Source organism: Nonomuraea sp. GTA35 (assembly GCF_041950525.1).
Taxonomy (GTDB): Bacteria; Actinomycetota; Actinomycetes; order Streptosporangiales; family Streptosporangiaceae; genus Nonomuraea.
The window spans coordinates 249769-275750 of sequence record NZ_JBGNUV010000005.1; the positions used below are offsets into that span (position 1 = coordinate 249769).

The window sequence follows — 25982 nt, forward strand, 5'->3', positions numbered from 1 at the left end:
CATCAGATGACTCCGTTCGTCTTGAGCTCCGCCAGCTCGTCCGCGCTGACGCCGAGCTCGCCGTAGATCTCCTGGTTGTGCTCGCCCAGCAGGGGCGGGGTCCGTACGTCCACCGGGGAGTCCGAGAGCTGCAGGGGGCTGCCCACCGTCACGAACTCGCCGCGCGTGGGGTGCTCGACCTTGACGACGATGCCCTCCTGCTGCAGGCTCTCGTCCTCCACCAGCTCCTTGGTGGACAGGATCGGCCCGCACGGGATGTTCTCGGCGTTGAGCCGGTCCAGCACCGTCCACTTGTCGTGGCGGATCGTCCACTCCTCGATGAGCTGGAACATCTTGTCCAGCTTCGGCAGCCGCGCCTCCGGCGTCGCCCACTCGGGATCCTCCGCCAGCTCGGGGCGGCCGATGATGTTCGCGATCGGCTTCCAGCCGACCGGCTGCACGATGACGTAGATGTAGTCGTTCGGGCCGCCGGGGGCGCAGCGCACCGCCCAGCCCGGCTGGCCGCCGCCGCTGGCGTTGCCGGATCGCGGCACCTCGTCGCCGAACGTCTTGTTCGGGTACTCGCGCAGCGGCCCGTGCGCCAGGCGCTGCTGGTCGCGCAGCTTGACGCGGCACAGGTTCAGCACGGCGTGCTGCATGGCCACCTGTACGCGCTGCCCGCGCCCCGACTGCTCGCGCTGGTAGAGGGCGGCCAGGATGCCGGCGACCGCGTGGATGCCGGTGCCCGAGTCGCCGATCTGCGCGCCCGTGGCCAGCGGCGGCCCCTCCTCGAAGCCCGTGGTGCTCATCGAGCCGCCCATGGCCTGGGCGATCACCTCGTACGCCTTGAACTTGGCGTACCGGCCCTGGCCGAAGCCCTTGATCGAGGCGTAGATGAGGCGGGGGTTGAGCTCCTGGAGGCGCTCCCAGGGGAAGCCCATGCGATCCACCGCGCCGGGACCGAAGTTCTCCACCAGGATGTCGGCGCTCTTCACCAGCTCGGTGAAGATCTCCTTGCCGCGCTCGCTCTTCATGTTGAGGGTGATGCTGCGCTTGTTGCAGTTCAGCATCGTGAAGTAGAGGCTGTCGACGTCGGGCAGGTCGCGCAGCTGCTGCCGGGTGATGTCGCCGGTGGGGGCCTCCAGCTTGACCACGTCGGCGCCCAGCCAGGCGAGTATCTGGGTGGCGGACGGGCCCGACTGCACGTGGGTCATGTCGAGGACGCGGACACCTTCGAGAGCCTTCATCTCTGCGTTTTCCCCTACTTGTACATGGTCTGGTTCATGGTTCCGGGGGCGTACACCTCTGGGTCGACCCAGACGTTGATCAGCGAGGGCTTGCCCGACTGGCGGGCCCGCTCCAGCGCCGGGCGGATCTCGGCGGGGTCGCGGACCTCCTCGCCGTAGCCGCCCAGCAGCTTGGCGAACTCTCCGTAGCGGATGTCGCCGAGGGTGTTGCCGACGCGGGCGCGGTCCTCGCCGTACTTGGCGGCCTGGCCGTACCTGATCTGGTTCATCGAGGAGTTGTTGCCGATGACGCCGATGAACGGCAGGTCGAAGCGGACCATCGTCTCGAAGTCCCAGCCGGTCAGGCTGAAGGCGCCGTCGCCGAACAGGCAGAGCACCTCCTTGTCGCGCCGCGCCTGCTTGGCTGCCATCGCGAAGGCCATGCCGACGCCGAGCGTGCCGAGCGGGCCCGGGTCCATCCAGTGGCCGGGCGACTTGGGCTGCACGACCTGGCCGGAGAAGGTGACGATGTCGCCGCCGTCGCCGATGTAGATGGTGTCCTCGGTGAGGAACTCGTTGATCTCGTGGACGAGGCGGTAGGGGTCGATGGGCTGGGCGCCGGAGAGCTGGCGGGGCAGCCGCTTCTCGTAGGCCTGGGTCTCGACGTTGCGCAGCTCCTCCAGCCATTCCTTGCGGCGGGCGGCGCCGTTCTCGATGCGGCCGCTGGCCGCCTGGGCGGCGGCGGCGAGGATGAGGCCGGCGTCGCCGACGATGCCCAGGTCGATGTCCCGGTTCTTGCCGACGGTGCGGTAGTCGAGGTCGATCTGGACGACCTTCGCGGTCGGCGACAGGCGCTTGCCGTAGCCCATCCGGAAGTCGAACGGGGTGCCGACGATGACGATGAGGTCGGCCTCGGTGAAGGCGTACCGGCGGCTGAGCTGGAAGTGGTGCGGGTCGCCCGGCGGGAGCGTGCCGCGGCCGGAGCCGTTCATGTACGCGGGCACGTTCAGCGAGCGCACGAAGTCGATGGCCGCGTCGGTCGCCCGGCAGGTCCAGACCTGGCTGCCGAGCAGGATGCACGGCTTCTCGGCGTGCGCCAGCATGTCGGCCAGCCGCTCGACGGCCTCCGGGTCGCCCGCCTGCCGGGTGGAGGCCCGGTACTGGCCGGCCGTGGGGATGCGTGCCTTCTCGATCGGCACCTTCGCGTCGAGCACGTCACGCGGGATCTCCAGGAACGACGGCCCCGGCGCGCCGTGGTAGCACTCGCGGAAGGCCATCGACACGATGTCGGCCACCCGCTCCGTGCTGGGCACCGTGGCCGCGAACTTGGTGATCGGGGTCATCATGTCGACGTGCGGCAGGTCCTGCAGCGAGCCCATCTTGTGCTGGCTCAGCGCGCCCTGCCCGCCGATGAGCAACATCGGGCTCTCGGCCCGGAAGGCGTTGGCCACGCCGGTGACCGCGTCGGTCGTGCCCGGGCCGGCGGTGACCACGGCGCAGCCGGGCTTGCCGGTGATGCGCGCGTACCCGTCCGCGGCGTGCGCGGCTACCTGCTCGTGGCGTACGTCGATGACCTCGATGCCCTCATCGACGCAGCCGTCGTAGATATCGATGATGTGGCCACCGCAGAGCGTGTAGATCACGTCCACGCCTTCGGCTTTGAGTGCCTTGGCTACGAGATGACCACCGGAGATCGTTTCCGACATCATGCCACCCTTTCCCGGCGACGAAATGCTGTCTTCCGCATACTGCATACCGTATGAACGCAATGGTTACCCCCCAGCGAAGGGTGTGTCTACCCCCCAGGGGGCAACTCGATCAGTTCGATCTGTTCGCCGGCCCGTCCGGAGGGCCCGCCGCCGGTGCCGCTCCCCACAGCGAACCGGGCCCGTCGTGCCCCACCGGCACCGCTCCCGGCCTCCTGATCGCGTCGCACACCCGCCCCGGCCCCGGCAGCCCCGGCGACGGGAACGGCCACAGGCACGCTCCTTGACCCCTGATTTTCCATACTGTATACGGAATACACGATCCGACGCGAGAACGGAGCGCAGCATGAAGGTCGCTGTTCTTGGCGCCGGCGCCATCGGCGCATACGTGGGGGCCGCCCTCCACAGGGCGGGAGTCGAGGTGCACCTCATCGCGAGAGGTGCGCACCTCGAGGCGATTCGCCGCGCTGGTGTGCGGGTGCTCACCCCCAGGGGCGACTTCGTCGCCCATCCCCATGCCACCGACGACCCCACCGAGGTCGGCCCGGTGGACCACATCTTCCTGGGCCTCAAGGCGAACAGCTACGCCTCCGCGGGCCCCATGATCCAGCCGCTCCTGCACGAGGCCACCAGCATCATCGCCGCGCAGAACGGCATCCCGTGGTGGTACTTCCACGGGCTCAAGGGCCCCTACGAGGGCTACCGCATCGAGAGTGTCGACCCCGGCGGCGCGGTGACGACCGCGCTGCCCCTGCACCGTGCCATCGGCTGCGTCGTCTACGCCGCCACGGAGATCGAGGAGCCCGGCGTCATCCGCCACCTCGAAGGCACCCGCTTCTCCATCGGCGAGCCTGACGGCACGCTGACCGAGCGGTGCGCCGGCTTCAGCCAGGCCGCCGTCGAGGGCGGGCTGAAGTGCCCGGTGGAGCGCGACCTCCGCCGGGACGTCTGGATCAAACTCATGGGAAACATCGCCTTCAACCCGATCAGCGCGCTGGCCAGGGCCACGATGGCGGGCATCTGCCGCCATGACGGCGCCAGGGAACTGGTCGTCGCCATGATGCGGGAGACGGTGGACGTGGCCAGGCGGGTGGGCTGCGATCCGGGGATCTCCATCGAGCGCCGCCTGCGCGGCGCGGAGAAGGCGGGCGAGCACAAGACCTCAACACTCCAGGACCTGGAGAAGGGCAAGCCGCTGGAACTCGACGTGCTGCTGGCCGCGGTGGTCGAGCTGGCCGACCTCACCGGCGCGGAGGTGCCCACACTGCGGGCGATCCACGCGGTGAGCGACCTGCTGAACGAGAACCTTGTTCGTGCGGTCTAACCCGGAATACCGTAGATTGCATACTGAATGGAGGACAATGAGCCAGTTCGAGCCGGTGCAGAAGGCGGTCGCGGCAACTCGATGAACGTCTACCCGGGCGAGCGGCGGCCGGCCCCCACAGGCGTCACCTCGGGCGCCGGCAACGGCTCTGCCGGCGCACGATCACCGGGGTGATGACGGGATGCCGTGCGGCGCGCCTGGCCCCCAGCCGCCGTCCGGCATCCCACCAACACCTCCCAGATTTTGACAACCATTTTCATTCCGACGCATACTGACTCACATGATGTCAGGATTTTCCCGGTCGAGGGCTGTCGGTGTGCTGGCCGCAGCCGCCCTGCTCACCGCCACTGCCGCCTGCGGATCCGGCTCCGGATCCGCGCAGACCGCCACCACCGCTTCCGGGGCTGCCGGCGGGAAGCCCGAGGTCGTGGCGGCGTTCTACCCGCTGCAGTGGCTGACCGAGCAGGTCGGGGGATCCGACGCGACCGTGACCGGCCTGACCGCGCCCGGCGTCGAGCCGCACGACCTGGAGCTGAGCATCCAGCAGGTCACCGAGCTCAAGGACGCCGCGCTCACCGTCTACATCAAGGGCATCCAGCCGGCCGTGGACGACGCCGTGGACGCGGAGAAGAGCTTCGACGCCGCCACCGCCGTCACCACCATCCCCGCCGGCGAGCACGCCGAGGAGGAGGGCCACGCCGAGGAGGAGCACGGGCACGAGGAGCTGTCCTACGACCCGCACCTCTGGCTCGACCCCTCCCGCCTGGCCACCGTCGCCACCAAGCTCGGCGAGCGCCTGGCCACGGCCGACCCCGCGCACGCCCAGGGCTACCGGGACCGCGCCGCCAAGACGGCCGCCACGCTGGGCACGCTCGACCAGGAGTTCACGCAGGGGCTGAGCACGTGCAAGACCAAGACGCTGGTCACCGCGCACGAGGCGTTCGGGTACCTGGCCGACCGGTACAAGCTCAAGCAGGTCGGCATCACGCTCGACCCGGAGACCGAGCCGTCGCCCACCCGCCTGTCGGAGGTGGCCAAGCTGGCCAAGGCCGAGGGCGTCACCACGATCTTCACCGAGTCCCTGGTCAGCCCCAAGGTGGCCGAGGTGCTCGCGAGCCAGGTCGGAGCCAGGACAGCCGTGCTCGACCCGCTGGAGGGCAAGCCCTCGGGGGATTACCTGTCCGCCATGCGCGATAACCTCAAAACACTACAAACAGCACTGGGGTGTACGGCATGAGCGAAACGGCCTTCGCGATGACCGACGGCCGGGTCTCCTTCGATGGCAAGCCCGTCCTTCGAGGGATCGACCTGACCGTCTGTCCCGGGGAGGTCGTCGCCCTTCTGGGCGCCAACGGCTCGGGCAAGTCGACGCTGGTCCGCACGCTGCTCGGCCTCACGCCGCTGACCAGCGGCCAGACCCTGGTGTACGGCACCCCGCCCGGCAGGTTCCGCGAGTGGTGGCGCATCGGCTACGTGCCGCAGCGGCTCCAGGTCGGCGGCGGCGTGCCCGCGACCGTGCGCGAGGTCGTCGCCTCGGGCCGGATCGCCAGGCAGAGCAGGTTCCGCAGGACCAGCGCGGCCGACAAGGCGGCCGTGGCGAGCGCCCTGGAGGCCGTCAGGCTCGCCGACCGGGCGGGCGATCCCGTGCAGTCGCTGTCAGGGGGGCAGCAGCAGCGGGTGCTCATCGCCAGGGCGCTGGCCGGGGAGCCTGACACGTACGTGATGGACGAGCCCACCGCGGGCGTGGACGCCGAGACCCAGCAACTGCTCGCCGACACGCTGGCCAGGCTGGTCGAGGCCGGCAAGACCGTGGTGCTGGTGGCGCACGAGCTGGGCCCGCTGGAGCCGATCATCACGCGCGGCGTGGTGATCCGCGAGGGCCGCATCGCCCACGACGGCCGGCCGCCCCGCCCGGAGGGCGACTGCGCCAGGCCGGGGCACGAGCATCAGCACCCGCACGCCGAGGAGCCCGTGGGGGGCCCGCTCACCGGGTGGCAGGGGGAACCAAGGTGATCTTCGAACTTCTCCAGGAGGAGCTCTTCCAGCTCGCGCTCATCGCGGCGCTGCTGGTGGGGCTCTGCGCGCCGGCCGTCGGCACGTTCATCGTGCAGCGGCGGCTGTCGCTGCTGGGCGACGGCATCGGGCACGTCGCGCTGACCGGCGTGGCGCTCGGCTTCCTGACCGGCACCACGCCCGTGCTCACCGCCGTGCTGGTGTCCATCGCCGGCGCCGTGGCCATCGAGCTGGTCAGGGCGCGCGGGCGCACCAGCGGCGACGTGGCGCTGGCGCTGCTGTTCTACGGCGGGATCGCCGGCGGCGTCATGCTCATGGGCATCGCGCCCGGCGGCAGCAACGCCAAGCTGAACTCCTACCTGTTCGGCGCCATCGCCAGCGTCACCGTCGAGGACATCTGGGTCATCGCCGCGCTGGCCGCCGCCGTGATCGCGGTCGTCGTGATCTTCGGCAGGGAGCTGTTCGTGCTCTGCCAGGATGAGGAGATGGCCAAGGCCAGCGGCCTGCCGGTGCGCTTCCTGAGCCTGCTCATCGCCGTCACCGCCGCCCTCACCGTCGTCATCGCCATGCGGGTGGTCGGCCTGCTGCTCGTCAGCGCGCTGATGGTGATCCCGGTGGCCACCAGCCAGCAGCTCACCCGCGGCTTCCGCACCACGATGGGGCTGGCCATGCTGTTCGGCGTGCTCGCCTCCGTGGGCGGGCTGCTCGCCTCCACCTACTCCGCCAAGGTCCCGCCGGGGGCCGCGATCGTGCTTCTTGCGCTCGCCGGCTTCGTCCTGGCCCTCGGTGTCGGTAAATTCGTACGGCGAGGCCGTACCCAGGAGTCGACATTGAGCGAGCGACCAAAGCTGCGCGTCGAGGAGGTCGCATGACGACGAGGCGCGATGCAGTGCACGACACCCTCCGCCAGAGCGAGGGTTTCCGTAGCGCGCAGGACGTCTATGCCGAGATGCGCCTGCACGGGGCGAAGATCGGGCTGACCACCGTCTACCGGGCGTTGCAGGCGCTGGCCGACAAGGGCCAGGTCGACGTGCTGCGTACCGACGACGGCGAGTCCGTCTACCGCGCGTGCGCGACCGACACCCATCACCACCATCTGGTGTGCCGCCAGTGCGGCCGCACCGTGGAGGTGGCGGGGCCGGCCGTCGAGCGGTGGGCCGAGGCGGTGGGCAGCGAGCACGGCTTCACCGAGATCACCCACACGGTCGAGGTCTTCGGCACCTGCTCGTCCTGCTCCACCCAGGCCAGAACGGGCTGAGGATCACTTCAGGCGGCCCTCACCGCTCTCCCCTCCCCTCCTCCCAGGCGACCCCTCGGCGGCCCTCAGGTGGCCCTCACCGTCTCCCCGCCTCTGCCGGGCGAGGAGACGGGGACCGGCGGGAGCCGTACAGCACCCCCAGCACGACCACCGCGCATCCGGCGAGCTGCAGCACCGAGGGCCGCTCGCCGAGGGCGAGCGTGGCGACGGCCACCGTGGACATGGGCTGCACGAGCAGCAGCAGCGAGGTGAGCGCGGCGGGCTGGCGCGGCAGCGAGTACGTGATCAGCGACCACCCCAGCACCTGCGGCCCCAGCGCGAGCAGCAGCAGCCACCCGTGCGCCGGCCACTCCGGCACGAATCCGGCGCCGCCGAACAGCGGGCTGAGCAGCGCGACGGCCACCGTGGCCACCACCGTCGCATGGGCGAGCGGCCCCGCGGCCCTGTCGGACCCGCCCTTGAGCAGCAGCAGGTACGCCGCGTACGACAGGGAGGTCGCCACCCCCGCGAGCACCCCCAGCCCGGGAGCGCTCCCGTAGGCGGCGCTGTCGAACACCCCGGAGATCAGCACGACCCCGGCGAACACGACCGGCGTCCCGATCATCAACGGCGTGGACGGCCGCTCCCCGAACAGCGCCCAGGCGGCGAACGCCACGATGAACACCTGCAGATTCCCCAGCACGGTCGCCAGCCCCGCGCCCACGTACTCGATCGCGTGATGCCAGAACAGCAGGTCGAGCGCGAACACCACCCCCGCCGCCCAGGACATCAGCAGCGCGCGGCGCGGCAGCGGCCCGAGCCTGCGCCGCTCCGCCCAGGCCAGCAGCAGCATGGGCGGCACCGCGTACGCGCACCGGAACAACGCCGAGGTGGCAGGCGATACACCTGATAACCGCACGAGGGGAGCGGAGGTGGAGATGATGAGCGCGCCGGCGATCGCGATCAGCACGATACGGCGATGTGCGCTCACGGAAACCCCCCGAACCCCGTACAGGAGATACGCTGCGACCACGCTAGAACCCGGCCCGGACAGGAGTCAACATGCCGTTTGGCCATGACATGGTGCATTCTCTGGCCACCGTTGTCGAACTGGTCAACACCTCGCCCTCCACCGGCGGCGACGAAGGACTGTCCGGCCTGGCCGAGTTGCAGACGTTCGTGGAATCCCGCAAGATCAGCGGCGTCGGCGCGCTCACGGCCCGCGACCTGGGCCAGGTCCGCATGGTGCGCGAGGCCTTCCACCGCGTCTTCACCGCCCCCGACCAGCCGACGGCCGTCCGCACCCTCAACGCGCTGCTGGCCGAGACCCGCATCACCCCCCGCCTGACGGAACACGACGGCCACCCCCTGCACGTCCACTACTTCGCCGCGGACGCCACCCTGGCGGAGCACGTGGCGGCCGACTGCGGCGTCGCCCTCGCCCACCTGCTGGTGGAAGGCGAGGCGGAACGCCTGCGCACCTGCTCGGCCCCCGACTGCGACCGCGTCTTCGTGGACGAGTCCCGCAACCGGTCCCGCGTGTACTGCGACAGCCGCACCTGCGGCAACCGCATGCACGTCGCCGCCTACCGCGCCCGCCGCCGCGCCTGACGCTCACCCCAGATCCGTCATGCCGCGTGCCCTCGCCGTTTCGGCCTTATTGCTCGCCTGCCTCACCTCGGCGGGCTGTTCCGCCGGCACGACTCCGCAAAGCGTCGACCGCAGATCGCTCGTCTGGGTCAATGCGTTGGCCGTGGCCCGGCCCGACTATCACGTCGTACATGAAGAGCAACTGCTTTCCCGGGCCCGGCCGGAACACCGGGACGCCGTTCGTGTCGTGGTCGAGCCCAGATGGCCGACGTGGTCGCACACAGAGGTGTTCGGCCGTCAGGTACTGGAGTTACGGCCCAACGAGGACGGCGATGTCAGCCTGCCGGACTTGCCGGCCTGGAATCTCACCGAAGCCATCCACGCTCTGTCCTTCGACGCGGAAGCCCGGGAACAGGTGACGGCGGAGGCGGAGGCTCGCCTCGACGAACTCGCACAGGCGAAAGACCTGAAGGTGACCATAGTGGTCGGATTCACCGAACCACTGCAGGAAGGCGAGGTGCGGCAACTCTGGAAAAAGATTCCGGACGTCGGCCTGTTCTCCCCGCCCACCCATGGCGGAGGCCTGCCGATTTCCTGGGACTACTCCGGACACTGCAATGCTCGCGGCTTCGACGACTGCAACCCCGACATCAGGGATTCACTCACCTCGGCCTTCAGGAAATGGACGGGACTGCTGCAGACGGAGGACGAAAGCACACTGACCTCGTTCGGCATCGATCCAGGCGAACTGCGAAACAGCGCGGCGGCCGGCCTGTGGTACGGGATGATCAGCACCACCTGGCTCGAACATGCGAAAACCCTGTTCGGGGATCCGCGGGTAAACGTGATTCAGGTGGGTCAGGTGGCGTTCTAGTTCAGACGCCAAGGCCGGTACGGGCCCTCACCCGGCGCCGAAGTCGCGGCGGCGCAGGGCGAGCAGGCCGCCGGCCGTGAGCAGGGCCGCGATCGCGAGCAGGCCCGCCGTGGGCGCGGGCTGGAGGGGCGGCTCCAGCATCGGGTTGCCGATGTAGTGGAACGGCTCCGCCGGGCTGCCGCCCCACAGCCCGTACAGCGGCCCCGCGACCTGGCCCAGGCCGGTCGTCAGGATCCAGGCGAGCCAGCCGATCGCCACGCTCGCGCGCGGCAGGAGCCCGTACGCCAGCACGCACACCGCCCCCACGCACCAGGCCGCCGGGACCGTGCTCAGCGCGCCCGCCAGGAAGGCGGGCAGGTCCGTGGCCAGGTCCCCGACCAGCAGCGAGTAGAGCACGCCGAACACGAGCCCGGCGACGGCCATCAGGCCCGCCGTGCCGAGGGCGGCCACGAGCAGGTGGCCGCCCGCCCAGCGCAGGCGGGTCATCGGGGTGGCCTGCAGGGCCTCCGCGCGTCCGGAGGTCTCCTCCGAACGCAGCCGCAGCGTCATGAGCACCGGGTAGAGCGCGACGGCGTAGGCGAGGATCAGGACCAGGTACCAGACGTACCCGCCGAGCATCGTCGCGCCCGTGGGGACGCCGAGGAACTGCGTGATGTTGCCGACGATGACGCTCGGCCGGGAGATCAGGTCCCGCGCCAGCGGGCTCAGCGCGCCCGCGAACGCGGAGAACACCGCCACCCCCGCCGCCCACTTCGCCAGCAGCCCGCGGTGCAGCCGCCAGGCCAGGCTGACCGGACCGCGCAACTCCTGGGCCGACTCCCGGCCCTGGCGCTCGGGCAGCAGGCCGGAGCCGAGGTCGCGGCGGGCGAGCAGCCGGTACGCGGCGCCGTACAGGATGGCAGCCGCCAGGACGCACAGCCCGATCAGCCACCACCGCTCCTCCTGGTACGGCCGCACCAGGTGGCCCCAGCCCACCGGCGACAGGTACGTCAGCCACGGCTGCCCGGTGGCGTCGCCGGCGAAGCGCAGCACGTACGCGGCGCCGAGGATGGTCAGGCCGATCGCGGTGGCCGTGTGGGCGTTGCGGGCGAGCTGGGCGGCGACGGCCGCGATGCCGCCGAACACCCAGCCGACGACGGTGATGGCGGCGCCGTACGTGAGCGACCCGGCCGGTTCGAGGCCTGCCGCGATCAGCGCGCCGGCGGTCAGCAGGCCACCGGCCAGGCTGACGCCGCCCGCGACCAGCATGGCGGCGGTCAGCGGGGCGTGACGGGCGACCGTGCCCGCCAGGACCAGCTCGCTCCTGCCCGCGTCCTCCTCCCTGCGGGTGTGGCGGATGACGGACATGACGGCGGCGAACGCGGTCGCCACGTAGAGGAAGCCGCCGCTGCGCCAGGTGGCCAGCACCTCGAGCCGGGGCTCGACGACGCCGCCGCCGAGCGCGTGCAGGAAGGCGCTGCGGTCGATGACGTCGAGGTAGGCGAGCTTGTCCTGGTACGTGGCCATGGCCCGGTTGATGTAGGCGACCATCGTCAGGGCCATGGCCACGACCAGCAGGATCCACCAGGGGGCGATGCCCCGCTCGCGGCGTAGCGCGAGGCGGGCGAGGGTGCCGGTGCCTGGAGCGGTGTTCATCGGCCCTCCTGGCGGCGGTCGAGCGGTCCGTTCACCGTGGCCAGCTCCTGTTCGTGGGTACAGCGGGCTGTTTCTGTGAACAGGAAGCTATACCTGCGTATAGCTCTGCGGCAAGCCGGGGTCGTCCCAGCGGCGGCAAGCCGGGGTGATCCCGCGGTGTCAGGCCGGGGTGATCCCCGCGGTGTCAGGCCAGGTAACCCAGCGGTGTCAGGCCGGGGTGACCTGCCAGGTGACGCCGTGGGCGGTGAGGTGGTCGAGGAAGGAGGCCGGGTCGAAGGCCTGCGCGGGCGTCAGCGCCCCCGCCGGCGCGCCGTCCGCGACGAGGCGGCGCGCCCCTTCGACGGCGATCACCGCCGTCATCCCGTGGCCGTCGAGGCCCGTCACCCAGCCCGGCGGTCACGGCGGCGCTGCGGGCGATCCACCAGCACCCGGCGACCCCGTGGACGGTGCAGTCGCTGGCCACCAGGGCGGGGCTGTCGCGGGCGGCGTTCGCGCAGCGGTTCGCGAGCAAGGTGGGCGCGCCGCCGCTGGCGTACCTGACGTGGTGGCGGATGACCACGGCGGCGCGGCTGCTGCGCGACACCGACCTCCCGCTGCGCTCGGTGGCCGAGCGTACGGGGTACGCCACCGAGTTCGCCTTCGCCAAGGCGTTCAAGCGGGAGTTCGGCACCGCCCCCGGCCGCTACCGGAACGAGCCAAACCAGGCCGTTTCCGCCTAGGGTCACCGCACGCCCTGGCGGCGTCTCGCTCTCCCCGGCCGCCTTCGAGCAGGCCCCTCGACCGCTTCGACAACATCCGGGCGCGGGGCGCCGGCTGAAGCGCGGCTAGACCTGGTTGGGGATCGCCCCACCGTAGCGCCGGTCGCGCTTGGCGAAGATCTCGCACGCGTCCCACAGGTCCCGCCGGTCGAAGTCGGGCCACAGCCGGTCGAGGAAGACCATCTCGGCGTAGGCGGACTGCCACAGCAGGAAGTTGGAGAAGCGCTGCTCACCCGACGAGCGCAGGAACAGGTCGACCGGCGGGATCTCGGGCTCGTCCAGGTACCGGGCGAAGACCTTCTCGTTCACCTTGGACGGCTTGACCCGCCCGGCCGCGAGGTCCTGCGCCAGCTTGAGCGCGGCGTCGACGATCTCGGCCTGGCCGCCGTAATTGACGCAGAACTGCAACGTGAGCGTCCGGTTGGACGTGGTCATCTCCTCGGCGGTCTGCAGCTCGGAGATGACGCTCTTCCACAGCCGCCCCGGCCGGCCCGCCCAGCGCACGCGCACGCCCATGGCGTTGAGCTCGTCGCGCCGCCGCCGGATCACGTCGCGGTTGAACCCCATGAGGAAGCGCACCTCGTCGGGCGAGCGCTTCCAGTTCTCCGTCGAGAACGCGTACGCGCTCAGGTAGGGGATGCCCAGCTCGATGGCCCCCTCGATGACGTCGAACAGCGAGGACTCGCCCGCCTTGTGCCCCTCCGTGCGGGGCAGGCCGCGAGCCTTGGCCCAGCGGCCGTTGCCGTCCATGACGATGGCGACGTGCCGGGGCACCAGCTCGCGCGGGATGGGCGGCGGGGTCGCCCCGGACGGGTGCGGGGACGGGGGTCGTACGTTCACGCGGGCTCCCTTTCGACGTGTCGGAGAGAGCGTATTCCGTGTTCGAGGTGCCATTGCAGGTATGCGGCGACCAGGCCGCTGCACTCGCTGCGGTGGCGCGGCTCGGAGGCGTCCGCGGTGGTCCAGTCGCCGCGCAGCAGCGCCGTCATGAGCCCGATCGTCTCGCCCGCGGGCACCGCCGAGCCGGACGGCTTGCACGCCCCGCACACCACGCCGCCGGCCACGATGGCGAACGCCCTGATCGCCGGCGCCTGGCACTTCGCGCACGCCTCCAGCGCGGGGGCGTAGCCGGCCACGGCCAGGGAGCGCAGGAAGTAGGCGTCGAGGACCAGCCTGGCCTCGTGACCGCGGTCGGCGAGCGTGCGCAGCCCGCCCACCAGCAGCAGGAACTGCCGCAGCGCCGGCTCCTTCTCCCCGTGCGTGAGCCGGTCGGCGGTCTCCAGCATCGCGCTGCCGGCGGTGTAGCGGGGATAGTCGGCGGCCAGCGCCTCTCCGTAGGGCCTGATCGTCTCCGCCTGGGTGACGACGTCGAGCGTGCGGCCGGTGTGCAACTGCAGGTCGACGTGCGTGAACGGCTCCAGCCTCGCCCCGAAGCGCGACTTCGTGCGGCGGACGCCTCGCGCCACCGCCCGGATCTTGCCCGTACGCTTGGCCAGGATGGTGACGATGCGGTCTGCCTCACCGAGTTTCTGGGTGCGCAGGACCACGCCTTCGTCACGGTAGAGACTCACTCGAACATCTTACGGCCGACCTGTATACCGGTGGGCGGGACGTTACGGGCATGCTCTTGTGACGCGACTTTACGTCACTCTCACTACACTTTGACGTCTGTCCCCGCATTACCCGTTGTTCAACCCCCCGCTACCGCCTCGAAAGGGAGTCATGACCCGCGTGGTCCTGCTGGGCGCCTCGCCCGGCCCCGACATCTCTCCGACCGGCCTGAGGCTGGCCGCGCTTTCCGGCAATCCCACCGTGTCCGAACGGCTGCGCAGCCAGCTCACCTCCATGGATCCGCGCTTCGCCACGATCCCGACGGACGACGTCGCGACCGCCCTGCGCGCCCTGGCCGACGTCGCCGAGCAAGCAACGGAGAGCCTGTTCATCATCCCTGAGAACTCTGTCGTCCACGACGAGCTGATCTACCAGATCACCAAGTCCAAGCGCGGTGCGCTGGCGCTCGTCGCGAAAGAGCCACGGGTGGGGGTGACGGAGGACAACGGCCTGGAGGAGAACGGTCCCGAGGACAACCCCGTCGAGGACCGCATCCCCATCGACGAGGCCGACCCCGAGATCGGCATGAACCGCGTCGAGGGCCTGCCCGTGCGCGTGCGCATCGGCAAGTCGCGCGTGGTCTCGGTGGGCACCGCGAGCCACGCCGTGACCAGGCCCAACGCCGTGGTGCTCGGCCCGCTGCACGTCAGCGCGCGCAACGCGCCGAAGCTCGCCGAGACCTGCCGCGAGCTCGCGGCCATGGCCGACCGGTTCGGCGCCGACGACGATCTCGTCCAGCTCGTGGTGTTCGGCCTGGTGCGCAACGGCGTGTCGGTCGGCATCCGGGGCCGGCGCGACCTGTTCTACCGCCGGGTCACCACCCAGGAGGAGATCAACGAGGCCGGCGCCGAGATGGCCGGGATGAACGAGGACCGCGCCCGGCTCAACAACGCCGTCAAGGGCGCCGACGGCTTCTTCACCACGTTCTTCGTCTCCACCTACTCGCGCTACATCGCCCGCTGGGCCGCCCGCCGCGGGCTGACGCCCAACCAGGTGACGCTGATCTCGATCGTCCTCGGCGTGGCCGCGGCCGCCTGCTTCGCCACCGGCGACCGCCCCTGGATGGTGCTGGGCGGCGTGCTGATCTACTTCGCCTTCGTCTTCGACTGCGTGGACGGGCAGGTCGCCCGTTACGCCCGCAAGTTCGGCGTGCTGGGGGCATGGCTGGACGCGACGTTCGACCGGTTCAAGGAGTACGTCGTCTTCGCGGGCCTGGCCGTCGGCTGGGTGGTCTCCGGCAACGGCGAGGAGATCTGGATCCTGGCGCTGGCCGCGCTCGGCCTGCAGTCCGTGCGCCACCTGCTCGACTTCTCCTTCGGCGTCGCCAACCGCCGCAAACCACCGGCCCCGCTGCCCACCACGCCGCTGGACGCCCCCGACGACCGTGACCTGCGCCAGAAGCTGACCGCCCGCAAGGTGGAGCGCAGCCAGGGTCTGCGTGGTGTGCTGAAGATGTGGACGAAGGCCGGCAAGTACCGTGCAGTCCACTGGGCGCGTAAGATGATCGTCTTCCCCATCGGCGAGCGTTTCGCGGCCATCGCGATCACCGCCGCCCTCTTCGACGCCCGGATCACCTTCATCACCCTCGTGATCTGGGGCTCCGTCGCCGCCGCCTACACCCTCACCGGACGCCTCATGAGGTCGCTCGTATGATCACCCAGCCGCAGGCCATGGCCACCCCCACGCCGGATCCCGACGAGGAGCGCCGCCGCATCCAGACCGCCCGCCTCGTCGCCTACCGCGACGACGGCCCGCTCGCCCACGCCCTGTCCAGCAAGATCGGCGCCGGCCTGCCCCCCGTGCCCGCCACGCTCGTGGCCCTGCTCGCCGTGGTCGCCGTCACGGTCGCGGGGCTGCTCGGCTCCGGCGGCCCCATCCTGCTCCTGCCCGTGGCGATCGTGCTGCTGCTGGTGCTGCCCACGACGCCGCGCGACCACCTGGGCCGCTTCGACTGGCTGACCCCGCCGCTGCTGCGCGCGGCCGAGTTCTTCACCATCATCGCGGTCGGCCTGGCGGCCGATGCGCCGAAGTGGCTGCTGTTCGTGCTGGTGTACGTCGTCGGTTACCACACCTACGACACCGTCTACCGGACGCGGCAGAGCATCTGGCCGCCCGCCTGGGTGTTCCGGGCGGGGCTCGGCTGGGAGCTGCGGCTGCTGGTCATCGGTGTCGGGGCGGCGCTCGACGTGCTGACGCCGGTGCTGGCGGTGCTGACGGCGTACCTGTTCGTGCTGTTCGCGGTGGAGAGCGTGACGAGCTGGGTGCGCCTGGACAAGGCCTCCGCCCAGGCGGGCGCCGACGCCGAGCAGGACCTGGAGGCCTCCCCCGAGGACGCGCTGGAGCAGGCGACGGGAGAGGCGGAGAAGGGCTGAGTTCTTCCTTCTCCCGTACGGCGCCGCACACCTGTGCGGCGCCGTTCTCTTTCGCCCGTCATGACCTGTTTCGAGAGCGCTCTCCACGCTACCTCGGCCTTTGTGAGCTTTATTGACAGCCGGTAAACGCTGTGCTCAGATCTTGGAGAGAGCGCTCTCTCCAGCGCTCAGGCACCCCCGGGAGAGAGTTATGACAACAGCGATCCGGCATCGGCACCGGCGCCGCCTGGCTGCCGTGGCCGCGGCACTCGTCGCGCTCAGCGGCCTGCTCGTCAACCTGGCCGTCAGCGCCTCGGCCAGCGTCCCGCCCACCCCGTCAGGCTGGTCCCTCGTCTGGTCCGACGACTTCACCGGCGCCGCCGGCACCCTGCCCTCGTCGAGCAACTGGATCATCGACACCGGCCACTCCTACCCGGGCGGCCCGGCCAACTGGGGCACCGGCGAGGTCCAGAACTACACCTCCAGCACCGCCAACCTGAGCCTCGACGGCTCCGGCAACCTGCGCATCACGCCGCTGCGCAGCTCGTCCGGCGAGTGGACCTCGGCGCGCATCGAGACCAGGCGCGCCGACTTCAAGGCCGCCGACGGGCGCATCCTGCGCATCGAGAGCCGGCTGCAGATGCCGAACGTGACCGGCGACGCCGCGCTCGGCTACTGGCCGGCGTTCTGGGCGCTCGGGGCGCCGTACCGGGGCAACTACTGGAACTGGCCGGCCATCGGCGAGTTCGACATCATGGAGAACGTCAACGGCATCAACTCCGTCTGGGGCGTGCTGCACTGCGGCGTCAACCCGGGCGGCCCCTGCAACGAGACCACCGGCCTCGGCGCCAGCCGCGCCTGCCCCGGCTCGACCTGCCAGTCGGCCTACCACACCTACCGCTTCGAGTGGGACCGCAGCGTCAGCCCCAACCAGCTGCGCTGGTACGTGGACGGGCAGCAGTTCCACGGCGTCAACCAGTCGCAGTTCGACGCCACGACCTGGAACAACATGACCGGCCACGCCGGCTACTTCCTGCTGCTCAACGTGGCCATGGGCGGGGCGTTCCCGAACGCCCTGGGCGGCCAGACGCCGACCGCGGCCACCGTGCCCGGGCGGCCGATGATGGTCGACTACGTGGCCGTCTGGCAGAGCGGCACCGGCGGCACCGACCCCACCACCCCTCCGGGCGGCGTCGACGCCCGCTCCACGATCCAGGCCGAGCGTTACCAGGGCCAGTCGGGCACCATCGTCGAGACGACCACCGACTCGGGCGGCGGCCAGAACGTCGGGGCGATCGCCAACGGCGACTGGCTGCGCTACGACGGGGTCGACTTCGGCTCCACGCCCGCCACGCAGTTCAGGGCCAGGGTGGCCTCCGGCGCGGCGGCCGGCGTGAGCGGGCTGGTGCAGGTCCGCCTCGACAGCCCGACGGCCCCGCCGATCGGCGACTTCGCCCTGGCGAACACGGGCGGCTGGCAGAGCTGGCGCACGATCCCGGCGAACGTCTCCGGGGTGACGGGCACGCACACGGTGTACCTGACCTTCTCCTCCGGCCAGCCGGCCGACTTCGTCAACGTCAACTGGTTCACGTTCTCGACCTCCTGATCAGCGGCACGCCCGGGCGGGGAACCCCTCGCCCGGGCGTTTGAGGGGAACAATGGGGCGATGAGCGAATTGCCGGTGATCGACATCGCCCCGCTCCTCGCGGCGGGTCAGGGAAGGCGGGCCGTCGCCGACGCCATCGGCGCCGCCTGCCGGGAGCACGGCTTCTTCTACGTCTCGGGCCACGGCGTGCCGCCCGCGCTCATCGCCCGGCTCGACGCCGCGAGCAGGCGCTTCTTCGCGCTGCCCGAGCACGTCAAGAACGAGATCGCGATGGAGCGGGGCGGCCGGGCCTGGCGCGGGTTCTTCCCCGTGGGCGGCGAGCTGACCTCGGGGCGGCCCGACCTGAAGGAGGGCGTCTACTTCGGGGCCGAGGAGCCGCCGGGCGCCGTGCCGCTGCACGGGCCGAACCTGTTCCCCGCCCAGGTGCCCGAGCTGCGCGAGGCGGTGCTGGAGTACCTACGCGCGATGACGGGCGTCGGACAGGCGGTGATGGGCGGCATCGCGCTGAGCCTGGGGCTGGAGGAGGACTACTTCCGCACGGGCTACACAGCCGATCCGACCATCCTCTTCCGGATATTTCATTATCCGCCCGGGCCCGCCGACGACCCCGGCAGCTGGGGCGTCGGCGAGCACACCGACTACGGGCTGCTGACCCTGCTCCTCCAGGACGGCAACGGCGGTCTCCAGGTCCGTACGGACGCGGGCTGGATCGAGGCGCCCCCGGTGCCGGGCACGTTCGTGTGCAACATCGGCGACATGCTCGACAAGCTCACCGGCGGCCAGTACCGCTCCACCCCGCACCGCGTACGCAACCGCAGCGGCAACGAGCGCCTCAGCTTCCCGTTCTTCTTCGACCCCGGCTGGGACAGCGAGGTCCCGCCCCTCCCCTACGCCCCCGGCCACCGGTGGGACGGCCAGGTGGACTTCACCGGCACCTACGGCGAGTACCTGCTGTCCAAGGTCTCCAAGGTCTTCCCGCACCTGTTCGAGCAGCAGCAGCTCTAGGCCGGCTCTAGGCCGAGTCCCGGACGACGAGCCGGGCGGGCAGCACCACGGACGTCGTGTGGCGGCCCTCCAGGCGGGACAGCAGCAGCCGGGCCAGCGCCAGCGCCTGCTCGGCGACGGGGACCCGCACGGTGGTGAGCGCCGGGGTGGTGGCCGAGGCGGCGTCCACGTCGTCGAAGCCCACGACCGCCAGGTCCTCGGGCACCCGCAGGCCGAGCTCGCGGGCCGCCTGCAGGGCGCCGATGGCGAGCTGGTCGGTGGCGGCGAAGACGGCGTCGAGCGAGGGCGAGTCCGTCAGGAGCCGGCGGGCGGCGGCGGCGCCCGCGGCGCGGGTGAGGTCGTCGGCGGGCGCGAGGTGCGGCGTCAGGCCCGCGCGCTGGAGCGCCGCCCGGTGGCCGGCCAGCCGGTCCTGGACGGTGACCAGGTCCATGGGCCCGCAGACCATGCCGATGCGGCGGCGCCCGCGGGCGAGCAGGTGCTCGGTGGCCGCCGCGGCGCCGCCCACGTTGTCCACGTCCACGTACGGCACCAGCGACGCGATCGGCGGCTTGCCCAGCAGCACGAGGGGCACCTCCGTGCGGGAGAGGCGCTCGGCCAGCGTGTCGCCCCGGTCGGGCGGCAGCAGCACGACCCCGTCCACCAGCCGGGCCTCGACGTGCGCGGCGATGCGCCGGTGGCTCTCGGCCGTCTCGGCGAGCATGAGCGTGATCTGCTTGCCCGCGCCTTCCAGGAGGCTCGTCACGTACTGGACGACGGCGGAGGTGAGCGTGTCACCGCCCTGCCGGGGGACGGACAGCACCAGGGCGACCGCGTTGGTGCGGCGGGTGACGAGGGTGCGCGCGGCCAGGTTGGGCACGTAGCCGATCTCCTTGACGGCCCGCATGACCGTGGCCCTGACCTCGGGGCTCACGGACGACTCGCCGTTGACGACCCGGGAGACCGTCGCCCTGGAGACGCCCGCGCGGGCGGCCACCGTCTCCAGCGTGGGCCTGCGGGTGCGCGTCTCGGCCAGCCCGTTGCGCCTGATGACGTCGCGGTACCACAGCGCGCTGTCCTTCATCCGCCGCCGCTGGGTGGCGAAGTCCACGTGCACGAGGCCGAACTTGCGCTGGTAACCGTCGGACCATTCGAGATTGTCGAGCAACGTCCAGACGAGGTATCCGCGTACCCGGGCGCCGTCGTCGACGGCCGCGCGCAGGGCACGCAGGTGCTCCTCGATGAAACTGATCCGGTCGACGTCGTGAATGCCGTCCCCGGTCACCACGTCCACGAAGTCGGCGCCGTTCTCGGTGACCATGAGATCGAGGCCGGGATAGTCCCGGGAGATGCGCCCGAGGAGCAGGGCGAGGCAATTCGGCACGATCGGCCAGCCCATGGCGGTGACCGCCGTCGGAATGGTGCAGAAGAGGATCCCCTCGCTGCCCGGATACGCCGGGTCGGCGGGCTCGCTGGGCTGCGCCTGGACGACCAGCGGGGTGTAGTAGTTGACGCCGAGCAGGTCGAGGGGCTGGGCGATGGTCTCCAGGTCGCCGTCGTGGATGTGGTCGAGGCCGCCGTGGCGCTCGATGACGGGCAGCAGCTCCGCCGGGTACGCGCCGCGCAGCGCCGGCTCCAGGAACTGCCGGTTGGCCAGCGCGTCGATCCTGGCCACGGCGGCGGCGTCCTCCTCCGACAGCTCCCTGCCGAAGTCGCTCACCTGGGCGGGCGTCATGACGGGCGAGATGTTGAGCACGAGGCCGACCTTCCCGGCCCCGCCCTCACGCAGCGCCTGCACGGCCAGCCCGTGCCCGAGCAGCATGTGGTGGGCGCTGCGGAAGGCGTCGGCGGCGGACCTGCGGCCCGGCGCGTGGATGCCGGACCCGTAACCGAGGAACGCCGCCACCCACGGCTCGTTCAGCGTGAACCACGTGTCCACCCGGTCGCCGAGCCGCGCGTGGACGGCGGCGGCGTACTCGGCGAACCGCGCGGCGGTGTCGCGGGACGGCCAGCCGCCGCGGTCCTCGAGCGCCTGCGGCAGGTCCCAGTGGTAGAGGGTGGCGTAAGGGGTGATGCCCGCGCCGACCACCTCGTCGAGCAGCCGGTCGTAGAAGTCGAGGCCGGCCGCGTTGGGCTTGCCGTGCCCCTCGGGGAAGATCCGCGCCCAGCTCACCGAGAACCGGTAGGCGGCCATCCCCAGCTCTTTCATCAGCCGCACGTCTTCGGGATACCGGTGGTAGTGGTCGCACGCCTCCGCCCGGTCCGCGGAAAAGGTGTCCCAAATGGACGGCAGGCGGCCGTCGGCGGCCGTGGCCCCCTCGATCTGGTAAGCCGACGTCGAAACTCCCCACACGAAACCCTCGGGGAAGCTCGTGGTGCTCATAGTGGCGAACGCCTTTCGGTCACGTTTGTCGCGCCCAGTCTCCCGCGTGCCGCTCGTCGCGCGCCAGCCTGGCCAGGCGGTATACAGAGCGCGTGGAACTGGACCAACTCGATCGTGACATCATCGCGGCACTCGTCGACGACGCCCGCCAGACCTACGCCGACATCGGGCAGCAGGTGGGGCTGAGCGCCTCGGCGGTGAAGCGGCGCGTGGACCGGCTCCGCGAGACGGGAGCGATCACGGGGTTCAGCGCGCGGGTGTCGCCGCAGGCGCTCGGCTGGACGACCGAGGCCTACGTGGAGCTGTTCTGCCAGGGCAAGACGAAGCCGTCGGACATCGCGCTGGCCGTGACCAGGTTCCCCGAGGTGGTGGCGGCGGCCACGATCACGGGTGAGGCGGACGCGCTGCTGCACATCAGGGCGACGGACGTGCGGCACGTGGAGCGGGTGATCGAGCGCATCGCGGCGATGGCGTTCGTGGTGCGGACCAAGAGCTCCATCGTGCTGTCGAGGCTGGTGGACACCCCTCCGGGCGCCGCCGTGCCGGAGGCGCGCAACGAATCGGCCACCCCGGGCTGAGAGACGCAACAGACGCGCGCGAAGACGCAATGTCAACCCCTGGCCTGCGCAAACGCGGATTCTTAGGCTGTCCTCATCCCCTGTGATGGGGATTTTCCCTGCTTGAGAGCCGATGGAGTGCTGCATGCCCAAACACTTCCTCATGTGCCGTCCTGAGTACTTCACGGTCGAGTACGCCATCAATCCGTGGATGCATCCCGAGGCCGGCGCGGACCGCGACCTGGCGGTCCGGCAGTGGGAGGGCCTGAAGGCGGCGTACGAGGAGCTCGGTCACCAGGTCAGCCTGATCGACCCGATCGACGGCCTGCCCGACATGGTCTTCGCCGCGAACGGCGCGCTGGTCGTGGACGGCCGCGCGTACGGCGCCCGCTTCGCCTACCCGCAGCGCGGCCCCGAGGGCCCCGCCTACCTGCGCTGGTTCGCCGAGCGCGGCTACCCGACGCTGGAGCCGGCGCACGTGAACGAGGGCGAGGGCGACTTCCTCACGCTCGACGACGTCATCCTGGCCGGCACCGGCTTCCGCACGGACGTGGTCGCCCACCAGGAGGCGCAGGAGTACCTGGGCCGGCCGGTGGTCTCGCTGACGCTGGTGGACCCGCGCTTCTACCACCTGGACACGGCGCTGTTCCCGCTCGACGGGCGCAACGTCGCCTACTACCCGGACGCGTTCTCGCCGGGCAGCCTCGCGGTGCTGCGCCGCATGTTCCCGGACGCGGTGATCGCGAGCGCGCGGGACGCCGAGGTGCTCGGGCTCAACGCCGTCAGCGACGGCACGAACGTGGTCATCAACGCCGAGGCGTCCGACCTGCAGTTGGAGCTCAAGCGGCGCGGGTACGAGGTCATCCCGGTCGATCTGTCGGAGCTGCGTAAGGCAGGTGGCGGGCCCAAGTGCTGCACACTGGAGATCAGGGGGGAAAACTGATCATGACCACCAGCGCAGAGCTGATCGAAGTGAGCGAGCGCCGCAGCGCGCACAACTACCATCCGCTGCCGGTGGTGATCCACGAGGCGCACGGCGCGTGGGTCACCGACGTCGACGGCAAGCGGTATCTGGACTGCCTGTCCGGCTACTCCTCGCTCAACTTCGGCCACGGCCATCCTAAGATCATCGAGGCGGCGAGGGAGCAGCTCGAACGCCTCACGCTCACCAGCCGCGCCTTCTACCACGACCAGTTCGCGCAGTTCTGCACCGGGCTCGGCGACCTCACGGGCAAGGACATGATCCTGCCCATGAACACCGGCGCCGAGGCCGTCGAGACCGCCGTCAAGGTGGCGCGCAAGTGGGGGTACGAGGTCAAGGGCGTCGAGCCCGAGCAGGCCAACATCATCGTGATGGAGGGCAACTTCCACGGCCGCACCACCACGATCGTCAGCTTCTCCACCGACCCGGAGGCGCATGACAACTTCGGCCCGTACACGCCGGGCTTCCGGATCGTCCCGTACGCCTCGATCGATGCGGTGCGGGCGGCCGTGGACGCGAACACGGTGGCCGTGCTGGTCGAGCCGATCCAGGGCGAGGCCGGGGTGCTGGTGCCGCCGGACGGGTACCTGAGCGACCTGCGGGCGCTGTGCTCGGCCGAGGGCATCCTGATGATCGCCGACGAGGTGCAGTCGGGGCTCGGGCGTACGGGGCAGACGTTCGCGTGCGACTACGAAGGGGTCGTGCCGGACATCTACGTGCTGGGCAAGGCGCTGGGCGGCGGGGTGGTGCCCGTGTCGGCCATCGCCGCCGACCGCGACGTGCTCGGGATCATCCACCCGGGGCAGCACGGGTCCACGTTCGGCGGGAACCCGCTGGCCTGCGCGGTGGCGAACGCGGTCATCGAGCTGCTCAACACCGGCGAGTTCCAGGCCCGCGCCACGAAACTCGGCGAGGTCCTGCACGGGCGGCTGCGCGAGCTGATCGGCAAGGGCGTGCTGGAGGTGCGCGGGCGCGGCCTGTGGGCCGGCGTGGACATCGATCCGGAGCTGGGCAGCGGGCGCGAGGTGTCCAAGGCGCTGCTGAAGCGCGGCGTCCTGGCGAAGGACACGCACGGCTCCACGATCCGCCTGGCGCCGCCGATCGTCGTCTCCGAGGAAGATCTCCTCTGGGCGATCTCGCAGCTCGCCGATGCGCTCTACGAGCTCAAGAGCGCATGATCCCCGAGCTCGGGCGGGCATGACCCGTTACGGCTCCGCGGACCAGGGCCCACCCACCGCACGTGGCTGGGCCCTGTCCAGGGAGACGCTCCTCCGGTTCACGGGGTTGCGCACCGTTACGGCGCTTACTTGACCGTCTCCGTGGTCAATCGGTAACCGTCGGCACGGGACCGGCCGTCGGCATGTCCGCATCGGCCGATTCGGGCACCGCACTGGCCGTCGGCGCATCGGGCGCCGGTGAGGCGGTCTCCGCCGGCGCGTCGGGAGCCGGTGACGCGATCTCCGTCGGCGCATGGGGCGCCGGTGAGGCGGTCTCCGCCGGCGCGTCGGGAGCCGGTGAGGCGACCTCCGTCGGCGCGTCAGAGGCCGGGGACTGCGGTGGCGCGTCGGCCGGGACCTCGGATTCCGGCATGCAGCTCGCGTCCCCCTGCGCCTGGGCGGCCTCCTCCGGCAGCCGGTCCACCACCGACACGCTGAGCTGGGCCGTCAACGCCAGGATGCTGCCCTTCGGCGCCGCCGCGCCCTCCGCGACGACCTCCTGCCGCTCGCCCAGGTACATGAACGTCTCCGGGTCGAAGATGAGCTGGCTCTCGACTCCCCGTTCGCCGCCGGGCCCGGCCAGCGCGACGCCTTCGCGTCCGGCCGCGTCCTCGACCCCCTGCTCGACCCGGACTCCGGGGATGGTCTTGATCGCCTCGAACAGCGCCTGGCGCTGCGCCCTGGGCAGGTAGGTCTCCGTGAGCATGCTGCGTGCGTGGTCGAGCGCCGAGAAGTCCCGGTCCCCGCCCTTGCCGCCCAGCCGGTAGAGGCGCTCGCGCAGGGCGGCGGGGTCCGCGGGCAGGGTGCTCAGGTAGGCGTAGTCGGTGCGGTACTCGCCCAGGCGGCCGGGGCAGGCGGCGAGCGTGTCCCAGGACGTGCCCTGCCAGCCCGTCTTCTCGGCCTCGGGCAGCTCCTCGCCGGGCCATGGCCGCGGCTCGCGGCCCTCCATCATCAGCAGGCCGCTCGCGCTTCCGTCCACCGACTGCCAGATCTTCCTGTGCGAGCGGTACAGGTGCCGCGACGCCTCCTTGCCGTCGGCGCCCATGGTGAACGACCCGTACATCGTCTCGGACTCGACCATGATGAACTGGCCGGGACGCGGGTGGAGCTCGCCGGGCGTCACCTCGGCCGACTGCGTCGCCGAGGTGGCCGGGCCGGGGCCCGCCCCCTGGTTCGACAGGGCCACGGCGACGCCGCCGACCAGCACGACCGTCACGCCGAACGCGGCGGCGGCCTGCCAGCCCAGCCGCGGCAGCCGGAACCGGCCGCCGCCGCCGCGCGCCTGCGTCAGCAGCCGCTCCCGTGCCCGCGCCCTGGCCTCGGCCCCGTACGGCGGCGCCTCCGGCCGTCCCTCTGCGAACACGCGAATCTCGTCATCCATGCTGGGGCTCCTCTGCGAAGGGGTCGGTGCCGCCGAGCGCCCTGCGTACCTTGACGCGGAGCCTGTGCAACCGGGACCGGACGGTGCCGACGGGCACGCCGAGCGCGAGCGCCGCCTCCTCGTAGGTCAGGTCCGCCCAGGCCACCAGCAGCAGCAGGTCCCGCTCCGCCGCGCTGAGCCGGGTCAGCGCCCTGGCCAGGCGGGGCTGGAGCTGCTCGGCGGTGACCCGGTCGGCGCTGCGGTCGTCGAACGTGCCGGGGCGCTCCACGCTCACCCTGGCCATGGCCGCGGTGCGCCGCCGCTCCGCCCTGCGGTGCTGGGAGACGACCTTGGTCGCGATCCCGTACAGCCAGGGGCGGGCGTCGGGCCACGAGGGGTCGTAGCGGGCCCGGCCGCGGAAGGCGGCGAGGAACACCTCGCCGGTCACGTCGTCGGCCAGCTCGCCCCCGAGCCGCCGGGCGGCGTACCTGTGGATCTCGTCGGCGTGCCGGTCGAACAGCGCCGCGAAGCTCTCGGGCGCGCCGATCGAACGGGCGATCAGCGTCGAGTCGTCGAGCGTGTCAGGCACATC

25 protein-coding genes are annotated in these 25982 nt (G+C 71.2%); 15 read left to right on the top strand and 10 right to left on the bottom strand.

What is annotated here, in order from left to right; genetic code table 11:
• Positions 1-2 precede the first annotated feature (2 nt).
• Complete coding sequence (gene frc / locus ACBJ32_RS24370) at positions 3-1226, bottom strand: formyl-CoA transferase (RefSeq protein WP_375128657.1); 1224 nt, start codon at positions 1224-1226, stop codon at positions 3-5.
• Between the two features lie 14 nt (positions 1227-1240).
• On the bottom strand, positions 1241-2914 hold the full coding sequence (locus ACBJ32_RS24375; protein WP_375128658.1) for a thiamine pyrophosphate-binding protein: 1674 nt from the start codon (positions 2912-2914) through the stop codon (positions 1241-1243).
• 343 nt (positions 2915-3257) lie between these two features.
• On the opposite strand from ACBJ32_RS24375, the gene ACBJ32_RS24380 reads away from it, so the two are divergent.
• From ACBJ32_RS24380 to ACBJ32_RS24400, 5 genes are all read left to right on the top strand, one after another.
• On the top strand, positions 3258-4235 hold the full coding sequence (locus ACBJ32_RS24380; protein WP_357870783.1) for a 2-dehydropantoate 2-reductase: 978 nt from the start codon (positions 3258-3260) through the stop codon (positions 4233-4235).
• 280 nt (positions 4236-4515) lie between these two features.
• On the top strand, positions 4516-5472 hold the full coding sequence (locus ACBJ32_RS24385; protein ID WP_375128659.1) for a metal ABC transporter substrate-binding protein: 957 nt from the start codon (positions 4516-4518) through the stop codon (positions 5470-5472).
• Positions 5469-6248 (top strand): metal ABC transporter ATP-binding protein, encoded by a 780-nt coding sequence (locus ACBJ32_RS24390; protein WP_375128660.1) that lies wholly within the window; start codon positions 5469-5471, stop codon positions 6246-6248. Before ACBJ32_RS24385 ends, ACBJ32_RS24390 begins: the two co-directional genes overlap by 4 nt.
• Positions 6248-7120, top strand: a complete 873-nt coding sequence (locus tag ACBJ32_RS24395) for a metal ABC transporter permease (protein ID WP_357871643.1) — start codon at positions 6248-6250, stop codon at positions 7118-7120. The genes ACBJ32_RS24390 and ACBJ32_RS24395 overlap by 1 nt, the downstream gene beginning before the upstream one ends.
• A complete protein-coding gene (locus tag ACBJ32_RS24400; protein ID WP_357870772.1) occupies positions 7117-7506 on the top strand; it encodes a transcriptional repressor in 390 nt (129 codons plus the stop codon). The genes ACBJ32_RS24395 and ACBJ32_RS24400 overlap by 4 nt, the downstream gene beginning before the upstream one ends.
• Positions 7507-7582: 76 nt before the next feature.
• On the opposite strand, the gene ACBJ32_RS24405 is transcribed toward ACBJ32_RS24400, so the two are convergent.
• Positions 7583-8476, bottom strand: coding sequence for a DMT family transporter (locus ACBJ32_RS24405; protein WP_375128661.1), 894 nt, complete (start codon positions 8474-8476; stop codon positions 7583-7585).
• 71 nt (positions 8477-8547) lie between these two features.
• Here ACBJ32_RS24405 and ACBJ32_RS24410 point away from each other — a divergent pair, with 71 nt between their 5' ends.
• Both ACBJ32_RS24410 and ACBJ32_RS24415 read left to right on the top strand, forming a co-directional pair.
• A complete protein-coding gene (locus tag ACBJ32_RS24410; protein ID WP_357870766.1) occupies positions 8548-9096 on the top strand; it encodes a CGNR zinc finger domain-containing protein in 549 nt (182 codons plus the stop codon).
• 19 nt (positions 9097-9115) lie between these two features.
• Positions 9116-9949, top strand: a complete 834-nt coding sequence (locus ACBJ32_RS24415; RefSeq protein ID WP_375128662.1) for a hypothetical protein — start codon at positions 9116-9118, stop codon at positions 9947-9949.
• 27 nt (positions 9950-9976) lie between these two features.
• Here the strand turns inward: ACBJ32_RS24415 and ACBJ32_RS24420 are convergent, their stop codons facing one another.
• Both ACBJ32_RS24420 and ACBJ32_RS24425 read right to left on the bottom strand, forming a co-directional pair.
• Complete coding sequence (locus ACBJ32_RS24420; protein ID WP_375128663.1) at positions 9977-11584, bottom strand: ABC transporter permease; 1608 nt, start codon at positions 11582-11584, stop codon at positions 9977-9979.
• Between the two features lie 207 nt (positions 11585-11791).
• A complete protein-coding gene (locus tag ACBJ32_RS24425; protein WP_375128664.1) occupies positions 11792-11968 on the bottom strand; it encodes a hypothetical protein in 177 nt (58 codons plus the stop codon).
• A gap of 62 nt (positions 11969-12030) precedes the next feature.
• Between ACBJ32_RS24425 and ACBJ32_RS24430 the strand changes: the two genes are divergently transcribed.
• The gene (locus ACBJ32_RS24430) at positions 12031-12303 is read left to right on the top strand and encodes a helix-turn-helix transcriptional regulator (protein WP_375128665.1); all 273 of its coding nucleotides are present in this window, start codon (positions 12031-12033) and stop codon (positions 12301-12303) included.
• A gap of 105 nt (positions 12304-12408) precedes the next feature.
• Here the strand turns inward: ACBJ32_RS24430 and ACBJ32_RS24435 are convergent, their stop codons facing one another.
• Both ACBJ32_RS24435 and recO read right to left on the bottom strand, forming a co-directional pair.
• Entirely contained in the window at positions 12409-13236 is an 828-nt protein-coding gene (locus ACBJ32_RS24435; RefSeq protein ID WP_357870751.1) for an isoprenyl transferase, read from the bottom strand.
• Positions 13179-13913: a DNA repair protein RecO gene (gene recO, locus ACBJ32_RS24440; RefSeq protein ID WP_357870748.1), complete on the bottom strand. Its 735-nt coding sequence runs from the start codon at positions 13911-13913 to the stop codon at positions 13179-13181. Before recO ends, ACBJ32_RS24435 begins: the two co-directional genes overlap by 58 nt.
• 151 nt (positions 13914-14064) lie before the next feature.
• On the opposite strand from recO, the gene ACBJ32_RS24445 reads away from it, so the two are divergent.
• The 4 genes from ACBJ32_RS24445 (at position 14065) to ACBJ32_RS24460 (ending at position 18915) form a co-directional block, all read left to right on the top strand.
• The gene (locus ACBJ32_RS24445; RefSeq protein WP_375128666.1) at positions 14065-15606 is read left to right on the top strand and encodes a CDP-alcohol phosphatidyltransferase family protein; all 1542 of its coding nucleotides are present in this window, start codon (positions 14065-14067) and stop codon (positions 15604-15606) included.
• The gene (locus ACBJ32_RS24450; protein WP_375128667.1) at positions 15603-16325 is read left to right on the top strand and encodes a DUF5941 domain-containing protein; all 723 of its coding nucleotides are present in this window, start codon (positions 15603-15605) and stop codon (positions 16323-16325) included. The genes ACBJ32_RS24445 and ACBJ32_RS24450 overlap by 4 nt, the downstream gene beginning before the upstream one ends.
• Before the next feature lie 190 nt (positions 16326-16515).
• Positions 16516-17910 carry a glycoside hydrolase family 16 protein gene (locus ACBJ32_RS24455; protein ID WP_375128668.1) on the top strand — a complete coding sequence of 465 codons (1395 nt, stop codon included), beginning with the start codon at positions 16516-16518 and terminating at the stop codon, positions 17908-17910.
• Positions 17911-17970: 60 nt separating this feature from the next.
• Entirely contained in the window at positions 17971-18915 is a 945-nt protein-coding gene (locus tag ACBJ32_RS24460; protein ID WP_375128669.1) for an isopenicillin N synthase family dioxygenase, read from the top strand.
• Between the two features lie 7 nt (positions 18916-18922).
• Here ACBJ32_RS24460 and ACBJ32_RS24465 read toward each other — a convergent pair whose 3' ends face one another.
• On the bottom strand, positions 18923-21274 hold the full coding sequence (locus ACBJ32_RS24465) for a GH1 family beta-glucosidase (protein WP_375128670.1): 2352 nt from the start codon (positions 21272-21274) through the stop codon (positions 18923-18925).
• Between the two features lie 92 nt (positions 21275-21366).
• Between ACBJ32_RS24465 and ACBJ32_RS24470 the strand changes: the two genes are divergently transcribed.
• From ACBJ32_RS24470 to rocD, 3 genes are all read left to right on the top strand, one after another.
• Positions 21367-21852: an Lrp/AsnC family transcriptional regulator gene (locus ACBJ32_RS24470; RefSeq protein ID WP_357870731.1), complete on the top strand. Its 486-nt coding sequence runs from the start codon at positions 21367-21369 to the stop codon at positions 21850-21852.
• 124 nt (positions 21853-21976) lie between these two features.
• On the top strand, positions 21977-22774 hold the full coding sequence (gene ddaH, locus ACBJ32_RS24475; RefSeq protein ID WP_357870728.1) for a dimethylargininase: 798 nt from the start codon (positions 21977-21979) through the stop codon (positions 22772-22774).
• Positions 22775-22776: 2 nt separating this feature from the next.
• Positions 22777-23991 (top strand): ornithine--oxo-acid transaminase, encoded by a 1215-nt coding sequence (rocD, locus tag ACBJ32_RS24480; RefSeq protein WP_357870725.1) that lies wholly within the window; start codon positions 22777-22779, stop codon positions 23989-23991.
• 145 nt (positions 23992-24136) lie between these two features.
• On the opposite strand, the gene ACBJ32_RS24485 is transcribed toward rocD, so the two are convergent.
• The gene (locus ACBJ32_RS24485; RefSeq protein ID WP_375128671.1) at positions 24137-25411 is read right to left on the bottom strand and encodes a CU044_5270 family protein; all 1275 of its coding nucleotides are present in this window, start codon (positions 25409-25411) and stop codon (positions 24137-24139) included.
• On the bottom strand, positions 25404-25979 hold the full coding sequence (locus ACBJ32_RS24490; RefSeq protein ID WP_375128672.1) for an RNA polymerase sigma factor: 576 nt from the start codon (positions 25977-25979) through the stop codon (positions 25404-25406). Before ACBJ32_RS24490 ends, ACBJ32_RS24485 begins: the two co-directional genes overlap by 8 nt.
• Positions 25980-25982 lie beyond the last annotated feature (3 nt).

What these genes read in the sequence shown, in the direction of transcription:
- rocD (WP_357870725.1), top strand. Translation starts at nt 22,777, where the DNA reads ATGACCACCAGCGCAGAGCTGATCGAAGTGAGCGAGCGCCGCAGCGCG.
- ACBJ32_RS24390 (WP_375128660.1), top strand. Translation starts at nt 5,469, where the DNA reads ATGAGCGAAACGGCCTTCGCGATGACCGACGGCCGGGTCTCCTTCGAT.
- ACBJ32_RS24445 (WP_375128666.1), top strand. Translation starts at nt 14,065, where the DNA reads ATGACCCGCGTGGTCCTGCTGGGCGCCTCGCCCGGCCCCGACATCTCT.
- ACBJ32_RS24485 (WP_375128671.1), bottom strand. Translation starts at nt 25,411, where the DNA reads ATGGATGACGAGATTCGCGTGTTCGCAGAGGGACGGCCGGAGGCGCCG.
- ddaH (WP_357870728.1), top strand. Translation starts at nt 21,977, where the DNA reads ATGCCCAAACACTTCCTCATGTGCCGTCCTGAGTACTTCACGGTCGAG.
- ACBJ32_RS24375 (WP_375128658.1), bottom strand. Translation starts at nt 2,914, where the DNA reads ATGATGTCGGAAACGATCTCCGGTGGTCATCTCGTAGCCAAGGCACTC.
- ACBJ32_RS24465 (WP_375128670.1), bottom strand. Translation starts at nt 21,274, where the DNA reads ATGAGCACCACGAGCTTCCCCGAGGGTTTCGTGTGGGGAGTTTCGACG.
- ACBJ32_RS24385 (WP_375128659.1), top strand. Translation starts at nt 4,516, where the DNA reads ATGATGTCAGGATTTTCCCGGTCGAGGGCTGTCGGTGTGCTGGCCGCA.
- ACBJ32_RS24450 (WP_375128667.1), top strand. Translation starts at nt 15,603, where the DNA reads ATGATCACCCAGCCGCAGGCCATGGCCACCCCCACGCCGGATCCCGAC.
- ACBJ32_RS24420 (WP_375128663.1), bottom strand. Translation starts at nt 11,584, where the DNA reads ATGAACACCGCTCCAGGCACCGGCACCCTCGCCCGCCTCGCGCTACGC.
- ACBJ32_RS24460 (WP_375128669.1), top strand. Translation starts at nt 17,971, where the DNA reads ATGAGCGAATTGCCGGTGATCGACATCGCCCCGCTCCTCGCGGCGGGT.
- ACBJ32_RS24435 (WP_357870751.1), bottom strand. Translation starts at nt 13,236, where the DNA reads ATGGCACCTCGAACACGGAATACGCTCTCTCCGACACGTCGAAAGGGA.
- ACBJ32_RS24400 (WP_357870772.1), top strand. Translation starts at nt 7,117, where the DNA reads ATGACGACGAGGCGCGATGCAGTGCACGACACCCTCCGCCAGAGCGAG.
- ACBJ32_RS24455 (WP_375128668.1), top strand. Translation starts at nt 16,516, where the DNA reads ATGACAACAGCGATCCGGCATCGGCACCGGCGCCGCCTGGCTGCCGTG.
- ACBJ32_RS24410 (WP_357870766.1), top strand. Translation starts at nt 8,548, where the DNA reads ATGCCGTTTGGCCATGACATGGTGCATTCTCTGGCCACCGTTGTCGAA.
- ACBJ32_RS24415 (WP_375128662.1), top strand. Translation starts at nt 9,116, where the DNA reads ATGCCGCGTGCCCTCGCCGTTTCGGCCTTATTGCTCGCCTGCCTCACC.
- ACBJ32_RS24380 (WP_357870783.1), top strand. Translation starts at nt 3,258, where the DNA reads ATGAAGGTCGCTGTTCTTGGCGCCGGCGCCATCGGCGCATACGTGGGG.
- frc (WP_375128657.1), bottom strand. Translation starts at nt 1,226, where the DNA reads ATGAAGGCTCTCGAAGGTGTCCGCGTCCTCGACATGACCCACGTGCAG.